Genomic DNA, 20,520 nt, shown 5'->3' with positions numbered 1-20,520 from the left:
GCTCCCGCCCCATCGGACGGAGGACCCGCGTGCCCGCCACACCCCAGAATTCCGACACTCCGGCGTTCGCCTCGGTCGACGAGGTCGTCGAGCGGTTCGCCGGGCACGGCTACATCGCCGACCGGCGCCTGGCCACCACCGTGTTCCTGCTGACCCGCCTCGACAAGCCGGTGCTCCTGGAGGGCCCGGCCGGCGTCGGCAAGACCGAGCTCGCCAAGACGCTCGCCGCCGTCACCGGGCGCCGCCTGCTGCGCCTGCAGTGCTACGAGGGCCAGGACGAGAGCAGGGCGCTGTACGAGTGGGACTACGGCAAGCAGCTGCTGTACACCCAGATGCTCCGCGACAAGATCGGCGACCTCACCGCCGACGCCCCCGATCTGGCCTCGGCCGTCCAGCGGATCGAGGAGCAGGACAGCGTGTTCTTCTCCGACCGTTTCCTCGCCCCGCGCCCGCTGCTGGAGGCGATCCGCGGCGAGCAGCCGGCGGTCCTGCTGATCGACGAGGTCGACCGGGCGGACGAGGCCCTGGAGGCCGTGCTCCTCGAGTGCCTGGCCGAGTACCAGGTGTCGGTGCCGGAGATCGGCACGTACACCGCGAAGGTCCCGCCGTACGTCGTCCTCACCTCCAACAACACCCGTGACCTGTCCGCCGCCCTCAAGCGGCGCTGCCTGCACCTCTTCCTGGACTACCCGGACGCCGAACGGGAGCTGGAGATCGTGCGGTCGAAGAACACCGGGCTGCCGGAGGCCGCCGCCCGCCGGCTGGTCGAGGTGGTGCGCGGCCTGCGCGACCTGAACCTGCGCAAGAACCCCAGCATCTCCGAGACCGTCGACTGGGCCCGCACCCTCGCCGTGCTCGGCGTCGAGGAACTCGACCCGGCGGTGCTCGCCGACACGGCCAACGTCGTCCTCAAGTACGAGCGCGACCTGCACCGCGCCCTGGACGTCCTGCCGCGCCTGGTCGACCCCAACCGCGTCCTGCCCCGGCCGGGCCACCACCACGACGGGCACGGCCATCACCACGACGGGCACGGCCACCACCATCACCACGACGGGCACGGTCATCACTCTCACCCCGACGGCCACCACCACGACCACGACCAGCTTCCCGAGGTGGACGGCCGCGCGGTCCGGGCCGCCATGGACCGGCAGGGCCGGCACGACGAGAACTACTACGGCGCCCCCGGCCCCGGTCCGACCCACCGCCCCGTACCCGGCGGCGGACAGGGCGCCCGCGCCTTCGCCGCCGTCACCCGGCGGCGCACCGGCTGACACGGGAGGCGGGCATGGAAGCGGGTGTGCACCGGTTCGTCCGCCTGCTGCGGCTGTTCGGGCTGCGGGTCTCCGTGTCGGAGGCGATGGACGCCATGCGCGGGGCGGCCCAGCCCGGCGTGCTCGGCGGGCGGGAGACGCTGCGGGAGGCGCTGCGCATGACGCTGGTGAAGGACCGGCGTGACCACGCGCTGTTCGACGACCTGTTCACCGCGTTCTTCTCGCTCCGCCCGGTGAACGGCGCGTCCGACGGCCACGGCCACAGCCATGAGCACGACGACCTGACCGACACCGGGGAGCTGGAGTCCTTCACCGTCTCCGACGAGCCGTCCGAGACCCCCCAGCAGGGGCACAGCCACGGCAAGCCGTCCGACATCCGGGACTTCTTCGACCAGCAGGACCTGGCCCAGCGGTACAACCTCCATCAGGAGGCCAACAAGATCGACCTGGCCTCGATGACCGACGAGATCGTCCTGTCCAAGGACGGCGCGGCCGGCGGCGAGAGCACCGCCCCCTCCGTCCAGCTGGAGACCGAGCGGCTGCACGGCGCCGGCGTCCCGGGCCGGCTCGCGGCGGCGACCGGGCAGCCGATCGACACGGCCCTGACCGTCGCCCAGCAGGACGCCCTGCTCGGCTGGCTCGCGGACGACAGCGACGACCCCGACGAGCAGGAGCTCAGCGCGCTGCGGCGGCAGCTGGCCGGTGTCATCGAGAACCTGCCCGAGCTGCTGAAACGCCATCTGGACCGGCTGGCCGAGCTCCAGTCGGTGGCCGTGGAGTCCTCCCGGATCGCCGAACGCGCCCGCCTCGAGACGGTCGACGAGGCCGAACGCGCCCAGCTGGAGGAGGCGCTGCGCCGGATCGGCCGCTCCCTGCACGGCGCCCTCACGAGCCGGAAACGCGACACACCGCACGGCCGCGTCCACCCCGGCCGCACCATGCGCCGGAACATGCGCTACGACGGCGTACCCTTCCGTCCGGTCACCGTCACCCGCGCCGAGGACAGACCCCGCCTGGTGGTCCTGACGGACGTCTCGCTGTCCGTGCGGGCCACCGCGCGCTTCACCCTGCACCTGGTGCACGGTCTGCAGTCCCTGTTCGGGCAGGTCCGCAGCTACGCCTTCGTCGACGAGCCCATCGAGATCACCGAACTGTTCGCCGAGCATCCGCTGGAGCGGGCGCTCGGACTGGTCTTCGACGGGCTGCCCGCCGGCGGGCTGCTCGACGTGGACGCGAACTCCGACTACGGCCGCACCTTCGAGCTGCTGCTGGCCGAGCACGCCCCCGCGCTGGGCCGGCGGACGACCCTGCTGGTGCTGGGCGACGGCCGCGGCAACGGCAACGACCCGAGGACCGAGGTGTTCGAGGAGATCACGCGCCGGGTGCGCCGGACCATCTGGCTGACCCCCGAACCCCGTTACTCCTGGGGTCTCGGCTCCTGCGACCTGCCCCGCTACGCGGAGTACTGCGACCGTGTCCAGGTGGTCTCCGACCTCGCCGGCCTCCAGCGCACGGCCCACCGGATGGCGATGGAGGCGACCGGGCAATGAGCGTTCCCAGCCTCCGCATCGCCGCCGCGGCACGCCGTATCGACCCCCTGGCTCCGCACCCGGCGGGCCAGTACACCGATCATCTGGTCCGGGTGGTCCGCGACCGCCGTACGGACGGTACGGACCGCCGTACGGACGACACGAACGGCCCGGTGCCCCACCCCATCGTCCGTACCGAGCACTTCACCCTGCGCCGCCGCGGCCGCCGCGTCGAACTCGGCCACTCGATCCCTCCCGAGAGGCTCGACAACGACCTGGCCGGACTGCTCGCCGAGGAGCTGTTCGCACCCGGATGGCTGTCCGGCAGCGATGTCTTCGAGCGCGTCTTCACCGGGGTGGTGCGCTCCTGCGTGGACGGGCCGCTGCCCGCCTGGACCACGTTCTACGGCAACACCCTCGCCCGCATCCGGCAGTTGTGGCACACCCCCGAACCGGCCGGGCACTCGTCGATCGCCGGGTTCGCACCGGTGTACCGGCACGCCCTGGACCTGGTTCCCCCGGGCAGAGTGCTGGACCTCGGCTCCTGCTTCGGCTTCCTGCCCCTGCTGTTCGCCGAGCGGCAGAGGTACACGGTGACCGCCTCGGACCTCGCCGGGGGGACCATGCGGCTGCTGGACGCCGTGGCCCGCTCGATGGACCTGCGGCTCTCCACGCTGACCTGCGACGCGGCACGGGTGCCTCTGCCGTCCCGCTCGGTGGACACCGTCACCGTCATCCATGTGCTGGAGCACCTCGATGCCCGGCACGGCGACGCCGTCGTGCGGGAGGCGCTGCGGCTGGCGCGCGGACGGGTCGTCATCGCCGTGCCGTACGAGGACGAGCCGACCGCCGCGTACGGGCACGTGCGGTGCTTCGACCAGGACCAGCTCACCGAACTGGGCCGCCGCACCGGGTGCCGGTTCTCCGTCGCCTCGTACCACGGCGGCTGGCTGGTCCTCGAACAGGGCTGATCCCCGGCCGCCTCCGCCGCGGTGGGCGTCCTCCTCGTCCTCCCTGTGCGAGTCGCCGGCCCCAGCAGGGCGAGGGCCGCCGCCCGGTCCTCCCGCCGTGGGCGGCCGGTCCGGCACACGCCGCGGGAGCCGCGACCGGCCGCCGCCGGTCCTGGTCCTTGGTCCTCCGGCCTTCCCCGCCGTCAGATCACACCCATCTTGCTCGCCTCGTACACGACTTCCGCCCTGCTGCCCGCGTCCATCTTGCGCATGATGTTGCGGACGTGGAACTTCACCGTCGTCTCCGAGATGTACAGCTCGGCCCCGATGTCCCGGTTGCTCAGTCCGCGGGCGAGCAGCTTCAGGACCCTCAACTCCCGTTCGGTGAATCTGGGTTGCTCGGGCTGCACACGCATGGAGCGCACCATCGCCGCGGCCGCGTGCGAGTCGAAGGCGCTCTCGTTGCGGGCCACCGCGCGGATCGAGCGCAGCAGCTCGGTGGTGTCCACGTCCTTGACGACATAGCCGCGCGCACCGTGCTGGATCGCCTCCACCACCAGGGAGTCGTCGAGGAACGTGGTGAGCACCAGCACGGCGAGTCCCGGGTGACGCTCGGTCAGCTTCGCGCACAGCTCCAGGCCCTCGGTGTCGGCTCCCGTCGACAGCTTGAGGTCCAGCAGCACGATCGACGGGTGCGTCCGCTCCACGACGGCGATCGCCTCGGCGGCCGTACTGGCCTCCCCGACCACCTCCAGGTCGCTCTCCCGCTCCAGGATCGAGCGCAGCCCGTGCCGGACGATCGCGTGGTCGTCGACCAGGACGATCCGCTGGGCCGTCGTGGGAGCCGTCGTCCGGCGCTCAGTCGTCATCGGCTGCCTCCTTGATCTCCGGCGATCTCCGGCACCGGCAGCGGGACCTCGACCCGCAGCAGGACGCCCCCCATTCCCGACCGGCGGATGGACAGTCTGCCGCCCAGCTCCTCCGCCCTGGTGACCATGTTGGCCAGTCCCCGGTGACGCCCCGACAGATCGGTGGCCCGCGACAGCCGCAGGGCGCGGCGCAGCTGGGCCGGGTCGCCGCTGCCGTCGTCGGAGACGGTCAGCACGACGGTCTCGGGCAGATACCGCAGCCTGACCAGCGCCCGGCCGGCCTTGCCGTGCGTGGCGGAGTTGAACAGGGCCTCGCCGGTCAGCCGGAGGAGCGACTGCTCGGCCTCGGGCGGGAGCGGCTGCGGGCTGCCCTCCACCCGCACCCGCACGTCGAGGTCCGTGGTCAGATGCACCGTGGAGAGCCTCTCCAGCATCACGGGGAGAGGCCCCGCGGGCTCCTGCGAGGTGCGGTGGAGCGCGTAGATCGCGGCGCGCAGCCGTTCCACGGCCTGCCGGTTGAGGTCCTTGGCCTCGGCCAGCCGCTCGGCGATCTCCTTGGCCCGCCCGCCGAGAGCCTCCAGCTCCGCCCGGCACACCTCCACGGTCATGCCCGCGCTGAGCACGTACTGCGTGACGCTGTCGTGCAGTTCGCGCGCGATGCGGCGCCGCTCGTCGTCCAGTGCCTGCCGCTGCAGCGCGCCGAGCAGCCGGGCCTGGGTCTCGGCCAGCTCGGCGTTGCGCGCCGCCAGATCGCGGGCCTGCTGCTCGGCCGCCTCGGACAGCTCTTCCGTGCGTCCGCGCAGGGTGGCCGCCGCGTGGAAGAGGAACGTGTTGTGCACGGCGACGGCGGCCTGGTTGGCCAGGACCCTGAGGATCGCCAGGTCGGTGTCGGCCACCTCGACGCCGGCGCCGGGCTGTGCCGCGATCCCGCCGACCGGTTCGCCGTCCAGGGTCATCGGGGCGCGCACCCACCCCGGTCCGCCGCCCGGCGTCTCGGCCTCCCACGGCCGGGTGCGCAGCACGTGCAGGTGTTCCCGTGCCTCGGCCGGCACCCGGGTCTCGTCGTCGATCAGCACGTCGTCGGCGTACAGCAGGAACCGCGGCCGGGCGGCGCGCAGCGCTCCGTCCGCCACGGCCAGCAGCAGCCAGCGCGCCTGCAGATGCTCGGCGGCGGTGCGCACGACCGTCTCGACCAGGGCGCGCGGCCCCTCCGCCGTGCGCACCAGGGCGCGGGAGATCCCGTCGAGTGCCTCCACGGTCCTCTCCAGCCGCTCGGTGGAGCGCACATACGCCGGGTAGTACGAGCGTTTGCCCGAGCGCAGTCCCGTGAGCACTCCCAGATCGGCAGCCTGCGCGGGCTGTTCGGGGACGCTCACCGGTACCGCCTCACAGTGCCGCGCGGAACAGCGTCTCGATGTCCCGCACGTCGACGTCCCTGGGGTTGGTGGCCATGCAGGCGTCCTTCAGCGTGGTGCGGGCCAGCATGGGCACGTCCGACTCCGCGACGCCGAGGCTGGCCAGGCCCTTCGGGACGCCGACGTCGTCCGCCAGCGCGCGGACCAGTTCCGCGAGCTGCGCGGCCACCTCCTGGGGCGGCACGCCGGCGGTCGGGATGCCGGCGGCCGCGCCGAGCGCGACGAACCGTTCCGGCCACGCCTCGGCGTTGAACCGGATGACATGCGGCAGGAGCACGCCGTTGACGACGCCGTGCGGGGCGTCGAGCAGGCCGCCGACCTGGTGGCTCATGGCGTGCGTCGCCCCGAGGATCGCGTTGGTGAAGGCCATGCCGGCCTCCAGGGAGGCCTGGGCCATGGCGAGCCGGGCGGTGAAGTTCTTCGGCTGCACCTGAGTGCGCACCAGGTTGCCGGTGATCAGCTCGACCGCGTGGAGCGCGTGGCTGTCGGTGAGCGGGCTGTGCGCCCGGGACACGAACGCCTCGATGGCGTGCGTCAGGGCGTCCAGACCGGTCGCCGCGTTGAGCCAGTCCGGCATGGTGGTCAGCAGGCGCGGGTCGATCACCGAGATCTCCGGCACCAGCGTGCGGCTCACGATGGTGACCTTGATGTGTTCGGTGGTGTCGGTGATGACGGCGAACTGCGACACGTCCGCCCCGGTGCCCGACGTGGAGGGCACCATCACGGTGGGCGGGATCGGCAGGCCGACCTGGTCCACGCCCCCGTAGTCGAGGATGCGCCCGCCGTTGCTCGACAGGATCGCCACGCCCTTGGCCGCGTCGATGACGGAGCCGCCGCCCAGCCCCACGATCACGTCGCAACCGCTGGCCGCGTACTGCTGGAAACCTGCCTCGACCTCGTGGTCCTTGGGGTTGGGCGTCACGTCGTGCCACACGACGGGCCGCAGCCCGACCCTGCGCAGATGGCCGACCGCCTCGTCCACCCACCCCGCCTCGATCAGCCCCGGGTCGGTGACGAGGAACGGCCGGCGACCGCCCAGCCGCAGCGCACAGTGGCCGATCTCGGCCAGCGAACCGGGCCCGAAGACGACCTCGGGCACATGGAACTTGGCCAGCCGCGCGGACCGGCGGACGGCGTCGGTCCCGGTCTTCTGCGGCCCCAGCAGCTCGCACTGGTACGCGTCGCGGCTCCAGTCGACACTCGATTCATTACCGCTGGTCATCATGACGCCGGACGTAAGCGACATGCGACCTCCAGAGACAGTGAAGCTCGCAACGCGTGCGAAACCTTGATTTTCTGCGTTATCCACCGATAACACTGTCGCCCAACCGCGGACCAAGCTAGGCGGGCGAGCCTGGACGCGGCACCTGTCCATTCGGACGGGGAGACCTGCCCGACCGGGCAGGTGCACGTTGTGTAGTCCTGACGACAATAACCGATTGTCCCCGTTCCGCATCAGGGGAAGCACACATGTCACAGCGCAGTGATCTCCGGCGCCGCAGGGCCACGCTGGAGGACGAGTGGTCTCGTGTGGTGCCCCGGCTGAAGGCCGCGGGTTCGGTGCCGCACGCCGGCGGAGCGCTGCGCCACGAGGTGGCCGAGTCCTGGGTGCGCTCGCTGGTCAGCGTGGACCCCACCCGGGACAGCGCCCCGGTCACCGAGGGGGGCGCGGTGCACCACCGCTGGGCCGGCTCGCCGCTGCGCCGGCCGGTCGAGGACCTCGCCGACGAGCTGCGCAGCATCGCCGACGACGCGGGATTCGTCACCGCGGTCACCGACGAGTCCGGGACCATCCTGTGGACCTGCGGCGGCCGGACCATGCGGAAGCGGGCCGAGCGGGTCAACTTCGCGCCCGGCGGACGGTGGGACGAGCAGGCCATGGGCACCAACGCCCTGTCCCTCGCGCTGCGCACCGGACGCCCCAGCACCGTCTTCTCGGCCGAACACCTGGTGACCGCGCTGCACGGCTGGGTCTGCTACTGCGCCCCGATCCGCGGCTTCGACGGACGCGTCCTCGGCGTCCTGGACCTGTCCACCACCTGGGACCGTTCGAACCCCCTGGCCATGTCCACCGTGCGCGGTCTGGTGTCCGCCATCGAGGCCAGGCTCCGCGCCGAACCGCCCCGCCACCTCCAGAAGAACGCACCCCGGGTGCGGGTGACCTGCCTGGGCGAGGAGAGGGCCGTGTGCGAGGGCGTGCCCCTCACCCTGCGCCCCCGTCAGCTGGAGATCCTGACCCTTCTCGCGCTGGAACCTGACGGCTTCTCACCGGAGAGGCTGCGCGAGGCCCTGTACGGGGACCGGCCCGTCACCGCCTCCACCTTCAAGGCGGAGATCTCCCACCTGCGCCGCGCCCTCGGCGGCGGCGTCGCCCCCCGCCGCTACGCGCTCACCACACCCGTGTCCTGCGACGCCGTCGACGTGCTGCGCGCGCTGGAGCGCGGTGACACGGAGACCGCCCTGGGCCTCTACCGCGGTCCGCTGCTGCCCCGGTCCGAGGCGCCGGGCATCGGGGAGTGGCGCATCCGCCTGGAAGTGGCCGTCCGGGAGGCGGTCCTCACGAGCACCCGCCCGGAGCACGCCCTGCGCTACGGCGAGCGGGCGCCGTACGACGCGGAGGTGCACGAGCACGCGCTGCGCCTGCTCGGTCCGGGCGACGCACGCCGCGCGATCGCGGCCGGCCGGCTGACCGCCGCCCTGCGCGACTGACCGCCATCCTGCGCGACTTGGCCTCCCACCGGCGCACGGGCGGCGCCAACCTTGCGCCAACCTCGCGGGCCCACAGTGAGGCACACCACGACGGCGCGGGCCGTCGTAACCACAGCACTCACCATCGCCATCGCCTTCGAGGAGAGCCGTCATGGTGTACGCGCAGCCGGGAACGGACGGCAGCATCGTCAGCTTCGCCCCGCGATACGACAACTTCATCGGCGGCGACTGGGTCGCCCCCGTGGAGGGCCGGTACTTCGAGAACCCCTCACCGGTGAACGGAAAGGTCTTCTGCGAGGTCGCCCGCTCGACCGCGGCCGACATCGAGCTGGCCCTGGACGCCGCCCACGCCGCGGCCGACAAGTGGGGCCGCACCTCCGTCGCCGAGCGGGCCGCCGTCCTCAACCGGATCGCGGACCGGGTCGAGGAGAACCTCGAGATGCTCGCCGTGGCCGAGACCTGGGAGAACGGCAAGCCCGTCCGCGAGACCCTCAACGTCGACATCCCGCTCGCCGTCGACCACTTCCGCTACTTCGCCGGCGTGGTGCGCGCCCAGGAGGGCACCGTCGGCGAGATCGACGAGAACACCGTCGCCTACCACTTCCACGAGCCGCTGGGCGTGGTCGGCCAGATCATCCCGTGGAACTTCCCCATCCTCATGGCCGCCTGGAAGCTCGCCCCGGCCCTGGCGGCGGGCAACTGCGTGGTCATCAAGCCGGCCGAGCAGACCCCGGTCAGCCTGCTGAAGGTCATCGAGCTGATCGCCGACCTGCTCCCGGCGGGTGTGGTCAACGTGGTCAACGGCTTCGGCGTCGAGGCCGGCAAGCCGCTCGCCTCCAGCCCGCGCATCGCCAAGATCGCCTTCACCGGTGAGACCACCACGGGCCGCCTGATCATGCAGTACGCGTCCGAGAACATCATCCCGGTCACCCTGGAGCTGGGCGGCAAGAGCCCGAACATCTTCCTGGACGACGTCATGGCCGCCGACGACGACTACCTGGACAAGGCGGTCGAGGGCTTCGTGATGTTCGCGGTGAACCAGGGCGAGGTGTGCACCTGCCCGTCCCGGGCCCTGATCGCCTCCTCGATCTACGACGAGTTCATGGCCCGGGCCCTGGAGCGCACCAAGGCCATCAAGGGCGGCAGCCCGCTCGACCCGGAGACCATGATCGGCGCTCAGGCCAGCAACGACCAGTTCGAGAAGATCCTGTCCTACATCGACATCGGCAAGCAGGAGGGCGCCGAGCTCCTCACCGGCGGCGGTCCCCGCACGGTCCCCGGTCTGGAGGGCGGCTACTACATCGAGCCGACCGTCTTCAAGGGCACCAACGACATGCGGATCTTCCAGGAGGAGATCTTCGGCCCGGTCGTCTCGGTCACCACCTTCGACTCCCCCGAGGAGGCCGTGAAGATCGCCAACGACACCCTCTACGGCCTCGGAGCCGGCGTGTGGTCCCGCAACGGCAACCTCGCCTACCGTCTCGGCCGCGAGATCAAGGCCGGACGCGTGTGGACCAACTGCTACCACGCCTACCCGGCCCACGCGGCCTTCGGCGGCTACAAGCGCTCCGGCATCGGCCGCGAGACCCACAAGATGATGCTCGAGCACTACCAGCAGACCAAGAACCTCCTGGTCAGCTACTCCGAGCAGAAGCTCGGGTTCTTCTGATGGGCACCCGCACCAGGCGCGTCGAGCTGACACCGGCCGCCGAGGACCTGGTGCGGCGGCTGGTGGCCCGGCACGGACCGGTGATGTTCCACCAGTCCGGCGGCTGCTGCGACGGCAGCGCGCCCATGTGCTACCCGCGCGGCGAGTTCCGCGTCGGCGCCTCGGACGTGCTGCTCGGCCACCTGGCCGGCGACACCCCGTTCTGGATGAGCGCCGACCAGTACGCCTACTGGTCGCACACCCACCTCACCGTCGACGTGGTTCCCGGCCGGGGCAGCGGCTTCTCCCTCGAGGCCCCCGAGGGCGTGCGCTTCCTGATCCGCTCCCGGGTGTTCACCGACGAGGAGTGGGAGCGCATACAGGCGGAGCCGCCGCTGCCGACGGGGGCCGAGACGGCCGGATGACCCGGCGCGCCGGGTCGCCCGGCCACCGCACCGGGCGCGGGCGGCGGTGGTGACGGGCGGGGCCGGACATCCGCGTGTCCTGTCCCGCCCTGCCGCGCACGGCAGGGCCGCCCCCTCCGATCGGAGAGGGGCAGTCCGCCCCACTGCCCAGTCACGAAGTGTCACGCCGTCGCATAACGTCAACGAGGACGCGCCACAGAGAACACAGCCACAGAGAACGCGAAGAAGCACCGTCCAGGACCGCTTCCGGTCCCCTGCTCCACCGGTCCTCGCACCGGCGAGGCGGTGGCCATGTCACTTGCCGGGCCTCACGGCCCGGACCCACGAGAGGACCGCCGAGCGCCGCGCTCCTCTCACGTCGGCCCCGGGAACGACCATGAGCACCGCAGTCCTCCACGGCACCGTGCAGCCGAGTGCCGTGACCGGCAGGGCCGCCCCGCGTCAGTGGGGACCCGCCGGCCCTCGCCCGGGCCTCGTCCGTGACCGGACCCGGCCCGCCGCTCCGCCCGGCGCCCGGTCCGCTTCCGGCCGCCATGCCGTCCTGGCGCTGCCCGCCGAGGCCCGCTGGGTTCCGGTGGCGCGCCGCAGCGCCGCGGCGGTCCTGGCCCGCTGGGGCCTCCGCCCCGCCGACCTGGCGTCCGCCGAACTCGTCATCGGTGAACTCGCCGCCAACGCCGCCGTGCACGGCCACCGCGACATGACCCTGCGTCTGTCCCTCGACGCCGCGGTCCTGCGGATCTCGGTGACGGACTCCGGCGGCCCGGCCCCGTCGCGGCGCCCGTACGACGATCCCGACGAGCACGGCCGGGGGCTCGCCATCGTCGGACTCCTGGCCGGCGAGGTCCGTGTGCGTCAAAGCCCCCTCGGCCGCCGGGTCGGCGTGGTCCTCCCCGTCAGCCCTCCGCGCTGACCGGACAGGGCACGGCTCTCCCCGGCGCGGCTTTCCCCGCCGCACCGGACCGGAGCCGGACTGTACGGGCCTCACACGCTCCGGCACGGCGAGGCGTGCTCGCGGCCCGGGATCCGCCGGTGCGGCCCGGGCCGTCCGACGCCCCGGAGCCACCGCGGCCCGTAAGCCCGACGGGAGCTGCGGCGAGGCCGACACGCTCCGTTGTCCTCCTGTTCCTGTTCTCCGCGCCCTACGCGCCGAACGCCTTGCCCTTCCCCTTCACCGGCTTGGCGCCCGGGAGGAGATGAGCGGGGACCAGGTCGCGGGCCGGCTCGGTGTAGCCGACGGAGATGATCCGGTCGCCCTGGAAGGTGAACGTCGTCAGCGAGGCGAGCGTGCACTGCCGCTTGCGCGGGTCGTGCCACAGCCGGCGCCGCTCGACGTAGGAGCGCAGGATCCAGATCGGCAGCTGGTGGCTGACCAGCACCGCCTCATGCCCGCGCGCCTTGTCCCTCGCCGCGGTCAGCGCGCCCATCATGCGCACCACCTGGTCGATGTACGGCTCGCCCCAGGACGGCCTGAACGGGTTGACCACGTACTTCCAGTTGGCGGGCCGGCGCAGCGCGCCGTCGCCCACGCCGAAGGTCTTGCCCTCGAAGATGTTGGCCGCCTCGATCAGCCGCTCGTCCGTGTCGACGTCGAGCCCGTGCACCTTGGCGATCGGCGCCGCCGTCTCCTGCGCCCGCTCCAGCGGGGAGGCCGCGACATGGGTGATGTCGCGGGAGGCGAGGTGCTCGGCGACCCGCTCGGCCATCCTCCGGCCGAGTTCGGACAGATGGTAGCCGGGCAGCCGCCCGTACAGGATCCCCTCCGGGTTGTGCACCTCGCCGTGCCGCATGACGTGGACGACGGTGAGGTCCTTGCCGGTGATGTCCTTCTCGGTCTTCTCGATCTTTTCGGCCTTCGCGGCCTTCATGGCCTCCGCGGCCTTCTCGGTGTGCTCGGTGTTCTTCTCGGCGGGGTTGCTCATGCCGTCGCCTCCGCGGCCGCCCGGGCCGCCGCCGGAAGGGCGTCGGCGATCCGCTGAAGTGCCGTCTCGTCGTGCGCGGTGGAGACGAACCAGGACTCGAAGGACGAGGGCGGCAGATAGACGCCGTTCGCCAGCATCGCGTGGAAGAACGCGGTGTAGCGGTACGACTCCTGCGCCTTGGCGTCGTCGTAGGTGCGCACCGGACGGTCCGTGAAGAAGACGGAGAACATGTTGGAGGCGCTCTGCAGGGTGTGCGCCACGCCCTCCTTGGTCAGCGCCTCGGAGACCAGTGCCTGGATCTGCTGCGAGACGTCGTTCAGCTTGGCGTACGCGGCCTCGTCGAGCAGCCGCAGCTGGGCGAGTCCGGCGGCGGTGGCGACCGGGTTCCCGGACAGGGTGCCGGCCTGGTAGACCGGCCCGGCCGGAGCGAGGTGCGCCATGATGTCGGCGCGCCCGCCGAACGCGGCGGCGGGGAAGCCGCCGCCCATCACCTTGCCGAAGGTCATCAGGTCGGGCACGACCCCGTCGATGCCGTACCACCCGGCGCGGCTGGTCCGGAACCCGGTCATGACCTCGTCGGAGATGTAGAGGGCGCCGTGGGCGGCGCAGAGGTCCTTGAGGCCCTGGTTGAACCCGGGCAGCGGGGGAACGACCCCCATGTTGCCGGGCGAGGCCTCGGTGATCACGCAGGCGATCTCGTCCGGGTGGGCGGCGAAGGCGGCGCGCACGGCGTCGAGGTCGTTGTACGGCAGCACGATCGTGTCGCCGGCCTGGGCGCCGGTCACGCCCGGGGTGTCGGGCAGGGCGAAGGTGGCGACACCGGACCCCGCGGCGGCGAGCAGCGAGTCCACGTGCCCGTGATAGCACCCGGCGAACTTGATCACCTTGGACCGCCGGGTGAATCCGCGGGCCAGCCGGATCGCGGACATGGTGGCCTCGGTCCCGCTGGAGACGAGCCGCACCTGCTCCAGCGGCCCGACCCGGCTGGTCATCTCCTCGGCGAGCGCGACCTCGCCCTCACCGGGCGTACCGAAGGACGTACCGCGCGCCACCGCCTCCTGCACGGCGGCGACCACCTCGGGGTGCGCGTGCCCCAGGATCATCGGTCCCCAGGAACACACCAGGTCGACGTACTCCCGCCCATCGGCGTCCTTCAGGTACGGTCCGCTGCCGGACACCATGAACCGGGGCGTACCGCCCACGGCGCGGAAGGCACGCACCGGCGAGTTCACGCCACCGGGCGTGACGGCCGCCGCACGGTCGAACAGCGCCTGCGAGACGGGGGCTTCATACGGATATGGCAGTTCGCTCATGACCTGCGACTTCTCCGACTTCTCGGGGCTTTCCGGGAGTACTCCGGCATCCGGTGGGAATACCAGTGGGCAGTGACCTGTTCAGGGTAGGCCAGCGGCATCGGCGACCTGGAGGCCGGAGAGGTCCGTTCCGGGAGGCCCGCCCGGCGATGTCGCGGCGTCCCGAACGGCGGATTCGAGGATTCCGGGCCGCTCATCTGCGAAACTGGGCTTGGCGTACGTATGAACCGTACGGACGATACGGACGAGGCGAAGGATCGTGTCGAAGACCGTGAGCTCCTGAGGACAGATGGCCCGGCGCACGTTTCGGCGGGCGGCCGTGGGGGAGGTCACTGTCACGATGATCGGGTTGCGCGGCGGGGGACACGCGCCCTAGAAAAGCAGTCGGGTGGAGATATGCATCGCGGTGGCGGACTGGGCGAGGGGACTGACGGCCTGGGTCCTCGACGTGCCCGGCGGGGAAGGCACCGGCGCGAGGTTGACGAAACGGCCGAAGCACGTCAGGCAAGGGATCTACCGAGGGAGCCCGAACGGCTCAGCCGAGGTGTCGACCGTCTGGGAGCAGGGAGCAGGAATGGTGGTCGGGTGGGGGTGACGTACAAGTACTTCGGCGCGCCCGACGGCGCGACGGCGGCCCGCGTCCCGCTCTCGATGCGTCCCGAGGAACTCGGCGGCGACGAGCTCGGCATGAACGGCATGTTCACCAAGATCAAGCCGGAGACGGTGGCCGCCATGGTGCTGACCGGCATCGAGGGGGTGCCCCTGCACAAGGTGCCGCCCCTGGAACTGGTCGTCCTGCACCCCGACTACGCGGTCGTGAAGCTCCCGATGACGGCCGTCGACCCCCTCCGCGACATCGGCGAGGAGGCGGTCGGCGCGGCCGCCTTCATCTGGTCCACGGTCCCCGACCGCGGCGGCCCCCGGGACGCGTTCAACGTGTACCAGCTGCTGCACGAGTGGCAGGACTTCTCGCAGCGACTGCACGCGGCGGGGCACCAGCCGTACTGCCTGGTGTGGCCCTGAGCCGCAACCACGCTCGACGAACGAGGGCGGGACCTCCGGGTCCCGCCCTCCGTCGTCTCCGAAGGCCGTCTCCTGTCGCCTGGCCTCCGTCCGTGAAGTCGCCTGCCCTCCGCCCGTGAAAGAGGCTTCCTTCCCTGCTCATTGACGCAGGGGCTCTCTTCCCTGCCTCTTGTCCGTACCCCTTGGCACAGCCGCCAGAGCCACGTAACGTCTCCGGCGTGAACACCGGACCGGCGCTGCGCCACACACGGATTGGTCATCCGGTGGAGAGCTGACCGCGCAGCGGGTGCGCAGAGCGCACCCCCTGGGTCCGGCACGTGGGCCTCCCCGTGCTCGTGCACCGCGAGTTCCTTTTCCGTGTCGAGTTCCGTGTCGAGCACCAAGCGAGGTCAGCCGCATGGCAGTCACGTTCAACCACACCATCATCGCCGCCAAGGACCGCAACGAGTCGGCCCGGTTCCACCGGGAGCTCCTGGAGCTTCCGGAGGCTCCGTCCTGGGGCCTGTTCACCAACGTCCAGCTCTCCGACGGCGTGCTGCTCCAGTTCGCCGAGCCGCCGGTGGAGATCCAGATGCAGCACTACGCGTTCCTGGTCGACGACGAGCTGTTCGACCGGGCGTACCGGCGGCTGTGCGAGCGCGGCATCGAGCACTGGGCCGATCCGCAGATGCGCCGCCCGGGCGAGATCAACAACGAGCACGGCGGCCGGGGGGTGTACTTCAAGGACCCCGCCGGCCACGCGATCGAGCTCATCACCCGCCCGTACCTGTGACCGGGCGGGGGCGCACCCGGGGCACCCGAGCCCGGGAAACCGCGCCGACCGGCGGGAAACACGGGGGAGCCTTCGCAGGCCTGCGCAGCTTTCCCCGAAAGGCCCCGAGCCGGCGTCCCCCTGCCCTCCCCATCGCCGTACGAGCCGTACGAGCGGCAGGACTTCTCACAGCAGCCGCACGCGGCGGAGCACCAGTGGGGTCGCGACCGGTCTTCTGTGCCGGTCGCACTCCCGCTGGTGCGGGCGTGGGGCGTGGGCCGGTCAGCAGCAGCCGCCCGCGGTGGCGGACTTCCCGGTGCCGGTGGCGGCCGGGTCGGTGTCACTGGTGCTGCTCCGCTGCCCGGTGAACGTGTCGGCGTCGGCCTTGACGACGTACACCTCCCAGGGCTCCTGGCCGGGGCCCTGGACCCAGACCTTGTCCTGGAGGGCGTAGCAGCAGGTCGTGTCCTTCTCCTCCAGAGTGGCCAGGCCGGCCTCGCTCAGACGGGCCGTGGCGGCCTGGACGGCCTCGGTCGACTCGACTTCGACGCCGAGGTGGTCCAGGCGGGTGGCCTTCTCCTCCGCGCCTTCGATCAGAACGAGCTTGAGCGGGGGCTCGGTGAGGGCGAAGTTGGCGTAGCCGTCGCGGAGTTTGGCGGGCTCGGTGCCGAACAGCCTGCGGTAGAAGGCGACGGACGCGTCCAGGTCGGGGACGCGAAGGGCGAGTTGTACGCGGGACATGGCGGACCTCCTTGCGTGAGTGCGGGATTCAGCAGCCGCCGGAGGAGGCCGGGGCGCCGTTGCCGACGACGGGCGGCCGATCAGCGGTGGGCGCTTTCCCGGGCTTCTCCTTGCTTCGACATTTGCCGATGTCTTGTGCGGCAAGCATGACACCTGATTCGACAACCGTCAACATAGACATTCATCTAATCAAAGAGGTGAGGGGGCCGACCCTGCCCGCGACCGAGCCATTCACCCCTCACCCTCTTGATTCGACGCGTGTCAACATAGGCGTATGCCGAAATCGAAAGTGCCGCCGCTGCTCGACGCCTCGGCGTCCGAGGCCGTGGCACCGTGCTGCCCGCCGCTCACCGAGCGCCCGTTCACCGCGGAGGAGGCCGAGACGGCCGCGCGGATGTTCAAGGCCCTGGGCGACCCGGTACGCCTGCGGCTCTTCTCCGCGGTCGCCTCGCACAAGGGTGGCGAGGCATGCGTGTGCGACATCTCCGACGTCGGCGTCTCGCAGCCGACCGTCTCCCACCATCTGAAGAAGCTCAAGGAGGCCGGGCTGCTGACCTCGGAGCGGCGCGGCACCTGGGTGTACTACCGGGTCGAGCCGTCGGTGCTGGCCGCGATGGGCAGGCTGCTGACCCTCACCCCGGCCGCGGCCTGACCGGCCGACGGAGCCGACGGAAACGGGGACACGCCGCCGTGCCTGGTCCGGCGCCTTCCTGAGAACACCGCCGGCATCACCCTTCACGAACGGGCGGCCTTCGCGTCATCGGCGTCCGCGAGCACGCCGGCCGCCGACGTGACGTCACCCTCGTGGAACGCCGCGCCCCCGCGAGCGGCCGGCTCCGCCCGTGCTGGTGCGTTGTTCCCCTCACGAACCGGACGCGCTCGGTGCGGAGGGCGCGGAGGGTGCTGTCGGTGCAGGGGGTGCGGGCGGCGCGGGCGGCCCGGTGAGGAACTCCACCACCGCCATGGCGAACAACAGCACCAGGGCGATGACGAGGACCACCCATCCGGTGGGGTGGCTCCACAGGAGGTACGTCAGGACGGCCGCGGCGACGAGGATCCAGATGATCCAGGTCCGGTTGCGGTGGACGAAGGGGCCGACCGGGCCCGTACGGAAACCCGCCTGGTCCGCCGCGGCACGCACCGCGTGGATGCCCGACCGCCACCCCTGTCGTACGAAGGCCGCCCGCCGCCCCCGGCCGGTCAGCCAGGCGGCCAGTGCGACGACGACGCCCAGCGCCACGACGCTGCGCACGGCGGTGCGCAGATAGCGGACCAGGGCGTCGTAGACGGCCCCCGCGGCCGGCTGGGAGACGGTGTCCGGGAGGTTGTTCAGATAGATCTCGCGGAAGACGGTGAGGCCGAGGCCGAGGGTCAGCATGGCGGCCGCGGTGCCGAGCGCCGCGGCGACGAGGACGCGCCGGCGGTGGACGGAGAGCAGGACGCCCACGACGAGGAACAGCGCCGCCACCACCGGCAGCCAGAATCCCGCGATCCGCAGCAGCTGGAGGTATGTCTTCACTTCCCCGAGGTTGTCGGAGCGCAGGACGGTGAAGTCGGTGTGGACCTGCGGGATCCGCCCGGCGACCGTCAAGCCCTCGTCGACCAGGCGCTGCTTGACCCGGTCCACGACAGGGGCCAGGTCGATGGTCACGGACTGGTTGTTGATCTTCACCGCGCCGCCGCCACCGGTCAGCGCCTTGTCGACGGCCTTGTGGATCCCGCGGTTGGCGTCGACCCAGATGCGCTGGAACTCGTCGGAGGCGATGACGTCCTGCGTCTTGTCGCGGACGAAGCCGCGGATGGCGTTCTCCAACGGGCCCGCCAGTCTGCCGAGCGCGCTCTCCAGCCGCGGCCTGTCCGCCGGGGCCACGTCCTCGAGCAGGTTCCGCAGATCGATGTGCTGCATGACCGCGTCGGTGACCCGGTTCGCCGCGGCTGCCTGGACGGCGGGGTCGGAGGCGAGCGGCGCGACCGTCGCGACGTACCGGTCGGTGTCGTCGACCTCGGACGCCGCCCACGAGGCGGTGGCGGCGAGCGGGGCGAGGAGGCAGCCGACGACGATGAGCAGGGCCGAGAAGAAGGACCTCCACCGGTGGTGCGCCGCCCGTGCGGCCCTGCCGGTCTCCAGCGCGGCGACACGGGCCCTCAGCTGTTCCAGCTCCGCGCGCTCGCCGTCCGCGCCGGGGCCTTCCGGTCGCTCCTGGTGCGTCATGGCCGGCCTGCTCGCGACGACGCGGCCGCGTCACGGTCCCGACGAGGGGGCATCGGGCCTCCTGCTGCTGAGGTGGGGAGCCGACTGCTCTGGGATGGGGAGCCGACGGGACGGTGTCCTGGCACCACTGTCCGCCGCAACCGGCGGACGCGCCTGTCGTGCACGGCCGTTCCGGGGACCTCCCCAGGTGTTCTCTCAGGCGAGGATCCGGCGCTTCTGCGCCTCGAACTCCTCCTCGCTCAGCGCCCCTTGGGTCTTGAGGTCGGTGAGTTGCCTCAGCTGGTCGATCTTGCTGGTCATGTCGTCGGTGTTCGGCTGCGGTGCCTCCGAGGGAGGCGGGGCCTGCTGCTGGTACGCGCGTTGCCGCTCAGCGTCCTGCTGAGCCCATCGGCCCTCCTGCCGCCGCGAGACGCGGTTGGACACCGCGGTGGCCGTGCCCGCGATCACCGCGGTTCGGGCGACACCGCGCAGAAGTCCCGGCATGTTCACTCATCTCCCTGTGCTTCCTCACGCGGCCACGGGCCCGCTCGGCGGCGGTGTCGCCTCGGTCGCGTCCAGGGCCGCCAGCAGCGCGGGCACGGGAATGCGTCCGCTTGCCACCATCTGGGCCCCGCCGCGCCTCAGCGCCCGGGCCAGGGGCGCGGCCCATGTGTTCTCGTACACCAGGACCGCCGCGGAGCTGCCGGGCTCCAGTGCGGTACCGGCGTCGTCCAGGTCGCTCTGGTCCAGCAGCCCGGAGGAGGCTCCCTCGAACATCGTCAGATCGATCTCGTCCCCGATCTCCCGCAGCTCCAGCGCCGCGACCGACCCGTCGGTGTCCTTGCGGACGAAGACGAGATCGATGACCCGGATGATGCCGCGCTCGACCAGGTCGAGCAGCAAGGGGAAGCCCTCGCCTGTCATGCGGTTGCCGGGGAATTCCACGATCAGATAGTCGACGGGCCCCATTTCCTGAAGGTCCTCGGTCATGGCCGCTCCTCTGAGGCGGACGGGCCCCTCCAGCCATTCCAGCACTCGGCCCCTGGGCCCGCACTTCCGGCAGCGCCCGGCCCCCGTGACAGACCCTGTGACGGCCCCGCGACGGCCGTCACGGCTGTGGCTCCGCGGCCCCGCCGCCCTGCTGGGCGGACAGGGCGGCGGGGCCGTCGAGCCGGTACTGCTCGGACTGGACGAGGTACATGCGGCGGAAGAGGCCGGGGCCGTCCGTGTCCGGCCGCATCAGCTCGTCGAACGTGCCCTGTTCGGCGACGCGCCCGTGTTCGAGGACGTAGATCGTGTCGGCGTGGCGGACGCTGTGCAGCCGGTGGGTGATCAGGACGATCGTCTGGCCCTCGGCGGCGAGCTCGCGGATCCGGTCGAAGACCTGCTGCTCGGCCTCGGCGTCGAGGGCGCTGGTGGGTTCGTCGACGACGAGGATCCGCGCGGCACGGTGACGGGCGCGGGCGATGCCGAGGCGCTGCCACTGGCCGCCGGAGAGCTGGTGGCCGCCCTTGTAGCCGCGGGCGAGCAGGGTGTCCCAGCCGCGGGGCAGGGAGGCGACGGTCCCGGCGGCGCCGGCGTACTCGGCGGCGGCGTGCAGCAGGTCGTCGTCGTACGGGGCGTCGGGGCGGCCGATCGCGACGTTGATCCGGGCGGTGAAGGGCCAGCGTTGACATCCTCCCGGGCCTAAAGGCCCGGGATTCCAATCTGCTCCCACTGCGGCGACGCGGTGGGTAGCTCTTGGTGGGTTCCTGCTTCGCTGCGCG

At 71.8% G+C, this 20,520-nt stretch carries 20 protein-coding genes; 10 read left to right on the top strand and 10 right to left on the bottom strand.

The window, feature by feature from the left end:
• Positions 1-29 precede the first annotated feature (29 nt).
• Genes ABD224_RS25810 through mftM form a run of 3 tightly spaced genes read left to right on the top strand, consistent with a single transcriptional unit; the run spans position 30 to position 3,771 of the window.
• On the top strand, positions 30-1,271 hold the full coding sequence (locus ABD224_RS25810; RefSeq protein ID WP_344054034.1) for an AAA family ATPase: 1,242 nt from the start codon (positions 30-32) through the stop codon (positions 1,269-1,271).
• Between the two features lie 14 nt (positions 1,272-1,285).
• On the top strand, positions 1,286-2,821 hold the full coding sequence (locus tag ABD224_RS25805; RefSeq protein ID WP_344054032.1) for a VWA domain-containing protein: 1,536 nt from the start codon (positions 1,286-1,288) through the stop codon (positions 2,819-2,821).
• The gene (mftM, locus tag ABD224_RS25800; RefSeq protein ID WP_344054030.1) at positions 2,818-3,771 is read left to right on the top strand and encodes a mycofactocin oligosaccharide methyltransferase MftM; all 954 of its coding nucleotides are present in this window, start codon (positions 2,818-2,820) and stop codon (positions 3,769-3,771) included. Before ABD224_RS25805 ends, mftM begins: the two co-directional genes overlap by 4 nt.
• A 182-nt stretch (positions 3,772-3,953) precedes the next feature.
• Here the strand turns inward: mftM and ABD224_RS25795 are convergent, their stop codons facing one another.
• The 3 genes from ABD224_RS25795 to ABD224_RS25785 are packed head-to-tail and all read right to left on the bottom strand — an operon-like array spanning position 3,954 to position 7,280.
• The gene (locus tag ABD224_RS25795) at positions 3,954-4,619 is read right to left on the bottom strand and encodes a MadR family response regulator transcription factor (protein WP_344054028.1); all 666 of its coding nucleotides are present in this window, start codon (positions 4,617-4,619) and stop codon (positions 3,954-3,956) included.
• Complete coding sequence (locus tag ABD224_RS25790) at positions 4,616-5,995, bottom strand: MadS family sensor histidine kinase (RefSeq protein WP_344054026.1); 1,380 nt, start codon at positions 5,993-5,995, stop codon at positions 4,616-4,618. The genes ABD224_RS25795 and ABD224_RS25790 overlap by 4 nt, the downstream gene beginning before the upstream one ends.
• Positions 5,996-6,005: 10 nt before the next feature.
• Complete coding sequence (locus ABD224_RS25785) at positions 6,006-7,280, bottom strand: iron-containing alcohol dehydrogenase (RefSeq protein WP_344054023.1); 1,275 nt, start codon at positions 7,278-7,280, stop codon at positions 6,006-6,008.
• A gap of 224 nt (positions 7,281-7,504) precedes the next feature.
• Between ABD224_RS25785 and ABD224_RS25780 the strand changes: the two genes are divergently transcribed.
• The 4 genes from ABD224_RS25780 to ABD224_RS25765 all read left to right on the top strand — a co-directional run bounded on the left by ABD224_RS25780 (position 7,505) and on the right by ABD224_RS25765 (position 11,726).
• The gene (locus ABD224_RS25780; RefSeq protein ID WP_344054021.1) at positions 7,505-8,743 is read left to right on the top strand and encodes a GAF domain-containing protein; all 1,239 of its coding nucleotides are present in this window, start codon (positions 7,505-7,507) and stop codon (positions 8,741-8,743) included.
• A gap of 151 nt (positions 8,744-8,894) precedes the next feature.
• Positions 8,895-10,412 (top strand): aldehyde dehydrogenase, encoded by a 1,518-nt coding sequence (gene adh, locus ABD224_RS25775; RefSeq protein ID WP_344054019.1) that lies wholly within the window; start codon positions 8,895-8,897, stop codon positions 10,410-10,412.
• Positions 10,412-10,816 (top strand): DUF779 domain-containing protein, encoded by a 405-nt coding sequence (locus ABD224_RS25770; RefSeq protein ID WP_344054017.1) that lies wholly within the window; start codon positions 10,412-10,414, stop codon positions 10,814-10,816. The genes adh and ABD224_RS25770 overlap by 1 nt, the downstream gene beginning before the upstream one ends.
• A gap of 376 nt (positions 10,817-11,192) precedes the next feature.
• Positions 11,193-11,726, top strand: a complete 534-nt coding sequence (locus ABD224_RS25765; RefSeq protein ID WP_344054015.1) for an ATP-binding protein — start codon at positions 11,193-11,195, stop codon at positions 11,724-11,726.
• A gap of 229 nt (positions 11,727-11,955) precedes the next feature.
• Here ABD224_RS25765 and ABD224_RS25760 read toward each other — a convergent pair whose 3' ends face one another.
• Positions 11,956-12,681: a histidine phosphatase family protein gene (locus tag ABD224_RS25760; protein ID WP_344054058.1), complete on the bottom strand. Its 726-nt coding sequence runs from the start codon at positions 12,679-12,681 to the stop codon at positions 11,956-11,958.
• 50 nt (positions 12,682-12,731) lie between these two features.
• Positions 12,732-14,048, bottom strand: coding sequence for a glutamate-1-semialdehyde 2,1-aminomutase (gene hemL, locus ABD224_RS25755; RefSeq protein WP_344054013.1), 1,317 nt, complete (start codon positions 14,046-14,048; stop codon positions 12,732-12,734).
• A 396-nt stretch (positions 14,049-14,444) separates the two neighbouring features.
• Here hemL and ABD224_RS25750 point away from each other — a divergent pair, with 396 nt between their 5' ends.
• Positions 14,445-15,071, top strand: a complete 627-nt coding sequence (locus ABD224_RS25750; protein ID WP_344054011.1) for a hypothetical protein — start codon at positions 14,445-14,447, stop codon at positions 15,069-15,071.
• A 397-nt stretch (positions 15,072-15,468) separates the two neighbouring features.
• On the top strand, positions 15,469-15,843 hold the full coding sequence (locus tag ABD224_RS25745; protein ID WP_344054009.1) for a VOC family protein: 375 nt from the start codon (positions 15,469-15,471) through the stop codon (positions 15,841-15,843).
• Positions 15,844-16,104: 261 nt separating this feature from the next.
• Here the strand turns inward: ABD224_RS25745 and ABD224_RS25740 are convergent, their stop codons facing one another.
• A complete protein-coding gene (locus tag ABD224_RS25740) occupies positions 16,105-16,563 on the bottom strand; it encodes an ArsI/CadI family heavy metal resistance metalloenzyme (RefSeq protein ID WP_344054007.1) in 459 nt (152 codons plus the stop codon).
• Positions 16,564-16,837: 274 nt separating this feature from the next.
• Here ABD224_RS25740 and ABD224_RS25735 point away from each other — a divergent pair, with 274 nt between their 5' ends.
• Positions 16,838-17,215 carry an ArsR/SmtB family transcription factor gene (locus ABD224_RS25735; protein WP_344054005.1) on the top strand — a complete coding sequence of 126 codons (378 nt, stop codon included), beginning with the start codon at positions 16,838-16,840 and terminating at the stop codon, positions 17,213-17,215.
• A 210-nt stretch (positions 17,216-17,425) separates the two neighbouring features.
• On the opposite strand, the gene ABD224_RS25730 is transcribed toward ABD224_RS25735, so the two are convergent.
• The 4 genes from ABD224_RS25730 to ABD224_RS25715 form a co-directional block, all read right to left on the bottom strand.
• Positions 17,426-18,775, bottom strand: coding sequence for a hypothetical protein (locus ABD224_RS25730; RefSeq protein ID WP_344054003.1), 1,350 nt, complete (start codon positions 18,773-18,775; stop codon positions 17,426-17,428).
• A 195-nt stretch (positions 18,776-18,970) separates the two neighbouring features.
• Entirely contained in the window at positions 18,971-19,258 is a 288-nt protein-coding gene (locus tag ABD224_RS25725) for an SHOCT domain-containing protein (protein WP_344054000.1), read from the bottom strand.
• A 24-nt stretch (positions 19,259-19,282) separates the two neighbouring features.
• Positions 19,283-19,744 (bottom strand): DUF6325 family protein, encoded by a 462-nt coding sequence (locus ABD224_RS25720; RefSeq protein ID WP_344053998.1) that lies wholly within the window; start codon positions 19,742-19,744, stop codon positions 19,283-19,285.
• Between the two features lie 118 nt (positions 19,745-19,862).
• On the bottom strand, positions 19,863-20,520 hold a 658-nt coding region (locus ABD224_RS25715), incomplete at its 5' end, for an ATP-binding cassette domain-containing protein (protein WP_344053996.1).

Source organism: Streptomyces thermoalcalitolerans (assembly GCF_039525155.1).
Classification (GTDB): domain Bacteria; phylum Actinomycetota; class Actinomycetes; order Streptomycetales; family Streptomycetaceae; genus Streptomyces; species Streptomyces thermovulgaris.
The sequence above is the reverse complement of the archived record's forward strand: the minus strand, read 5'-3'. Positions and strand labels throughout refer to the sequence as shown.

Excerpts from the sequence above, each read along its gene's own strand:
- ABD224_RS25805 (WP_344054032.1), top strand. The coding sequence starts at position 1,286 with ATGGAAGCGGGTGTGCACCGGTTCGTCCGCCTGCTGCGGCTGTTCGGG.
- mftM (WP_344054030.1), top strand. The coding sequence starts at position 2,818 with ATGAGCGTTCCCAGCCTCCGCATCGCCGCCGCGGCACGCCGTATCGAC.
- ABD224_RS25795 (WP_344054028.1), bottom strand. The coding sequence starts at position 4,619 with ATGACGACTGAGCGCCGGACGACGGCTCCCACGACGGCCCAGCGGATC.
- ABD224_RS25785 (WP_344054023.1), bottom strand. The coding sequence starts at position 7,280 with ATGTCGCTTACGTCCGGCGTCATGATGACCAGCGGTAATGAATCGAGT.
- ABD224_RS25780 (WP_344054021.1), top strand. The coding sequence starts at position 7,505 with ATGTCACAGCGCAGTGATCTCCGGCGCCGCAGGGCCACGCTGGAGGAC.
- adh (WP_344054019.1), top strand. The coding sequence starts at position 8,895 with ATGGTGTACGCGCAGCCGGGAACGGACGGCAGCATCGTCAGCTTCGCC.
- ABD224_RS25770 (WP_344054017.1), top strand. The coding sequence starts at position 10,412 with ATGGGCACCCGCACCAGGCGCGTCGAGCTGACACCGGCCGCCGAGGAC.
- ABD224_RS25765 (WP_344054015.1), top strand. The coding sequence starts at position 11,193 with ATGAGCACCGCAGTCCTCCACGGCACCGTGCAGCCGAGTGCCGTGACC.
- ABD224_RS25760 (WP_344054058.1), bottom strand. The coding sequence starts at position 12,681 with ATGAAGGCCGCGAAGGCCGAAAAGATCGAGAAGACCGAGAAGGACATC.
- hemL (WP_344054013.1), bottom strand. The coding sequence starts at position 14,048 with ATGAGCGAACTGCCATATCCGTATGAAGCCCCCGTCTCGCAGGCGCTG.
- ABD224_RS25750 (WP_344054011.1), top strand. The coding sequence starts at position 14,445 with ATGCATCGCGGTGGCGGACTGGGCGAGGGGACTGACGGCCTGGGTCCT.
- ABD224_RS25745 (WP_344054009.1), top strand. The coding sequence starts at position 15,469 with ATGGCAGTCACGTTCAACCACACCATCATCGCCGCCAAGGACCGCAAC.
- ABD224_RS25740 (WP_344054007.1), bottom strand. The coding sequence starts at position 16,563 with ATGTCCCGCGTACAACTCGCCCTTCGCGTCCCCGACCTGGACGCGTCC.
- ABD224_RS25735 (WP_344054005.1), top strand. The coding sequence starts at position 16,838 with ATGCCGAAATCGAAAGTGCCGCCGCTGCTCGACGCCTCGGCGTCCGAG.
- ABD224_RS25730 (WP_344054003.1), bottom strand. The coding sequence starts at position 18,775 with ATGACGCACCAGGAGCGACCGGAAGGCCCCGGCGCGGACGGCGAGCGC.
- ABD224_RS25725 (WP_344054000.1), bottom strand. The coding sequence starts at position 19,258 with ATGCCGGGACTTCTGCGCGGTGTCGCCCGAACCGCGGTGATCGCGGGC.
- ABD224_RS25720 (WP_344053998.1), bottom strand. The coding sequence starts at position 19,744 with ATGACCGAGGACCTTCAGGAAATGGGGCCCGTCGACTATCTGATCGTG.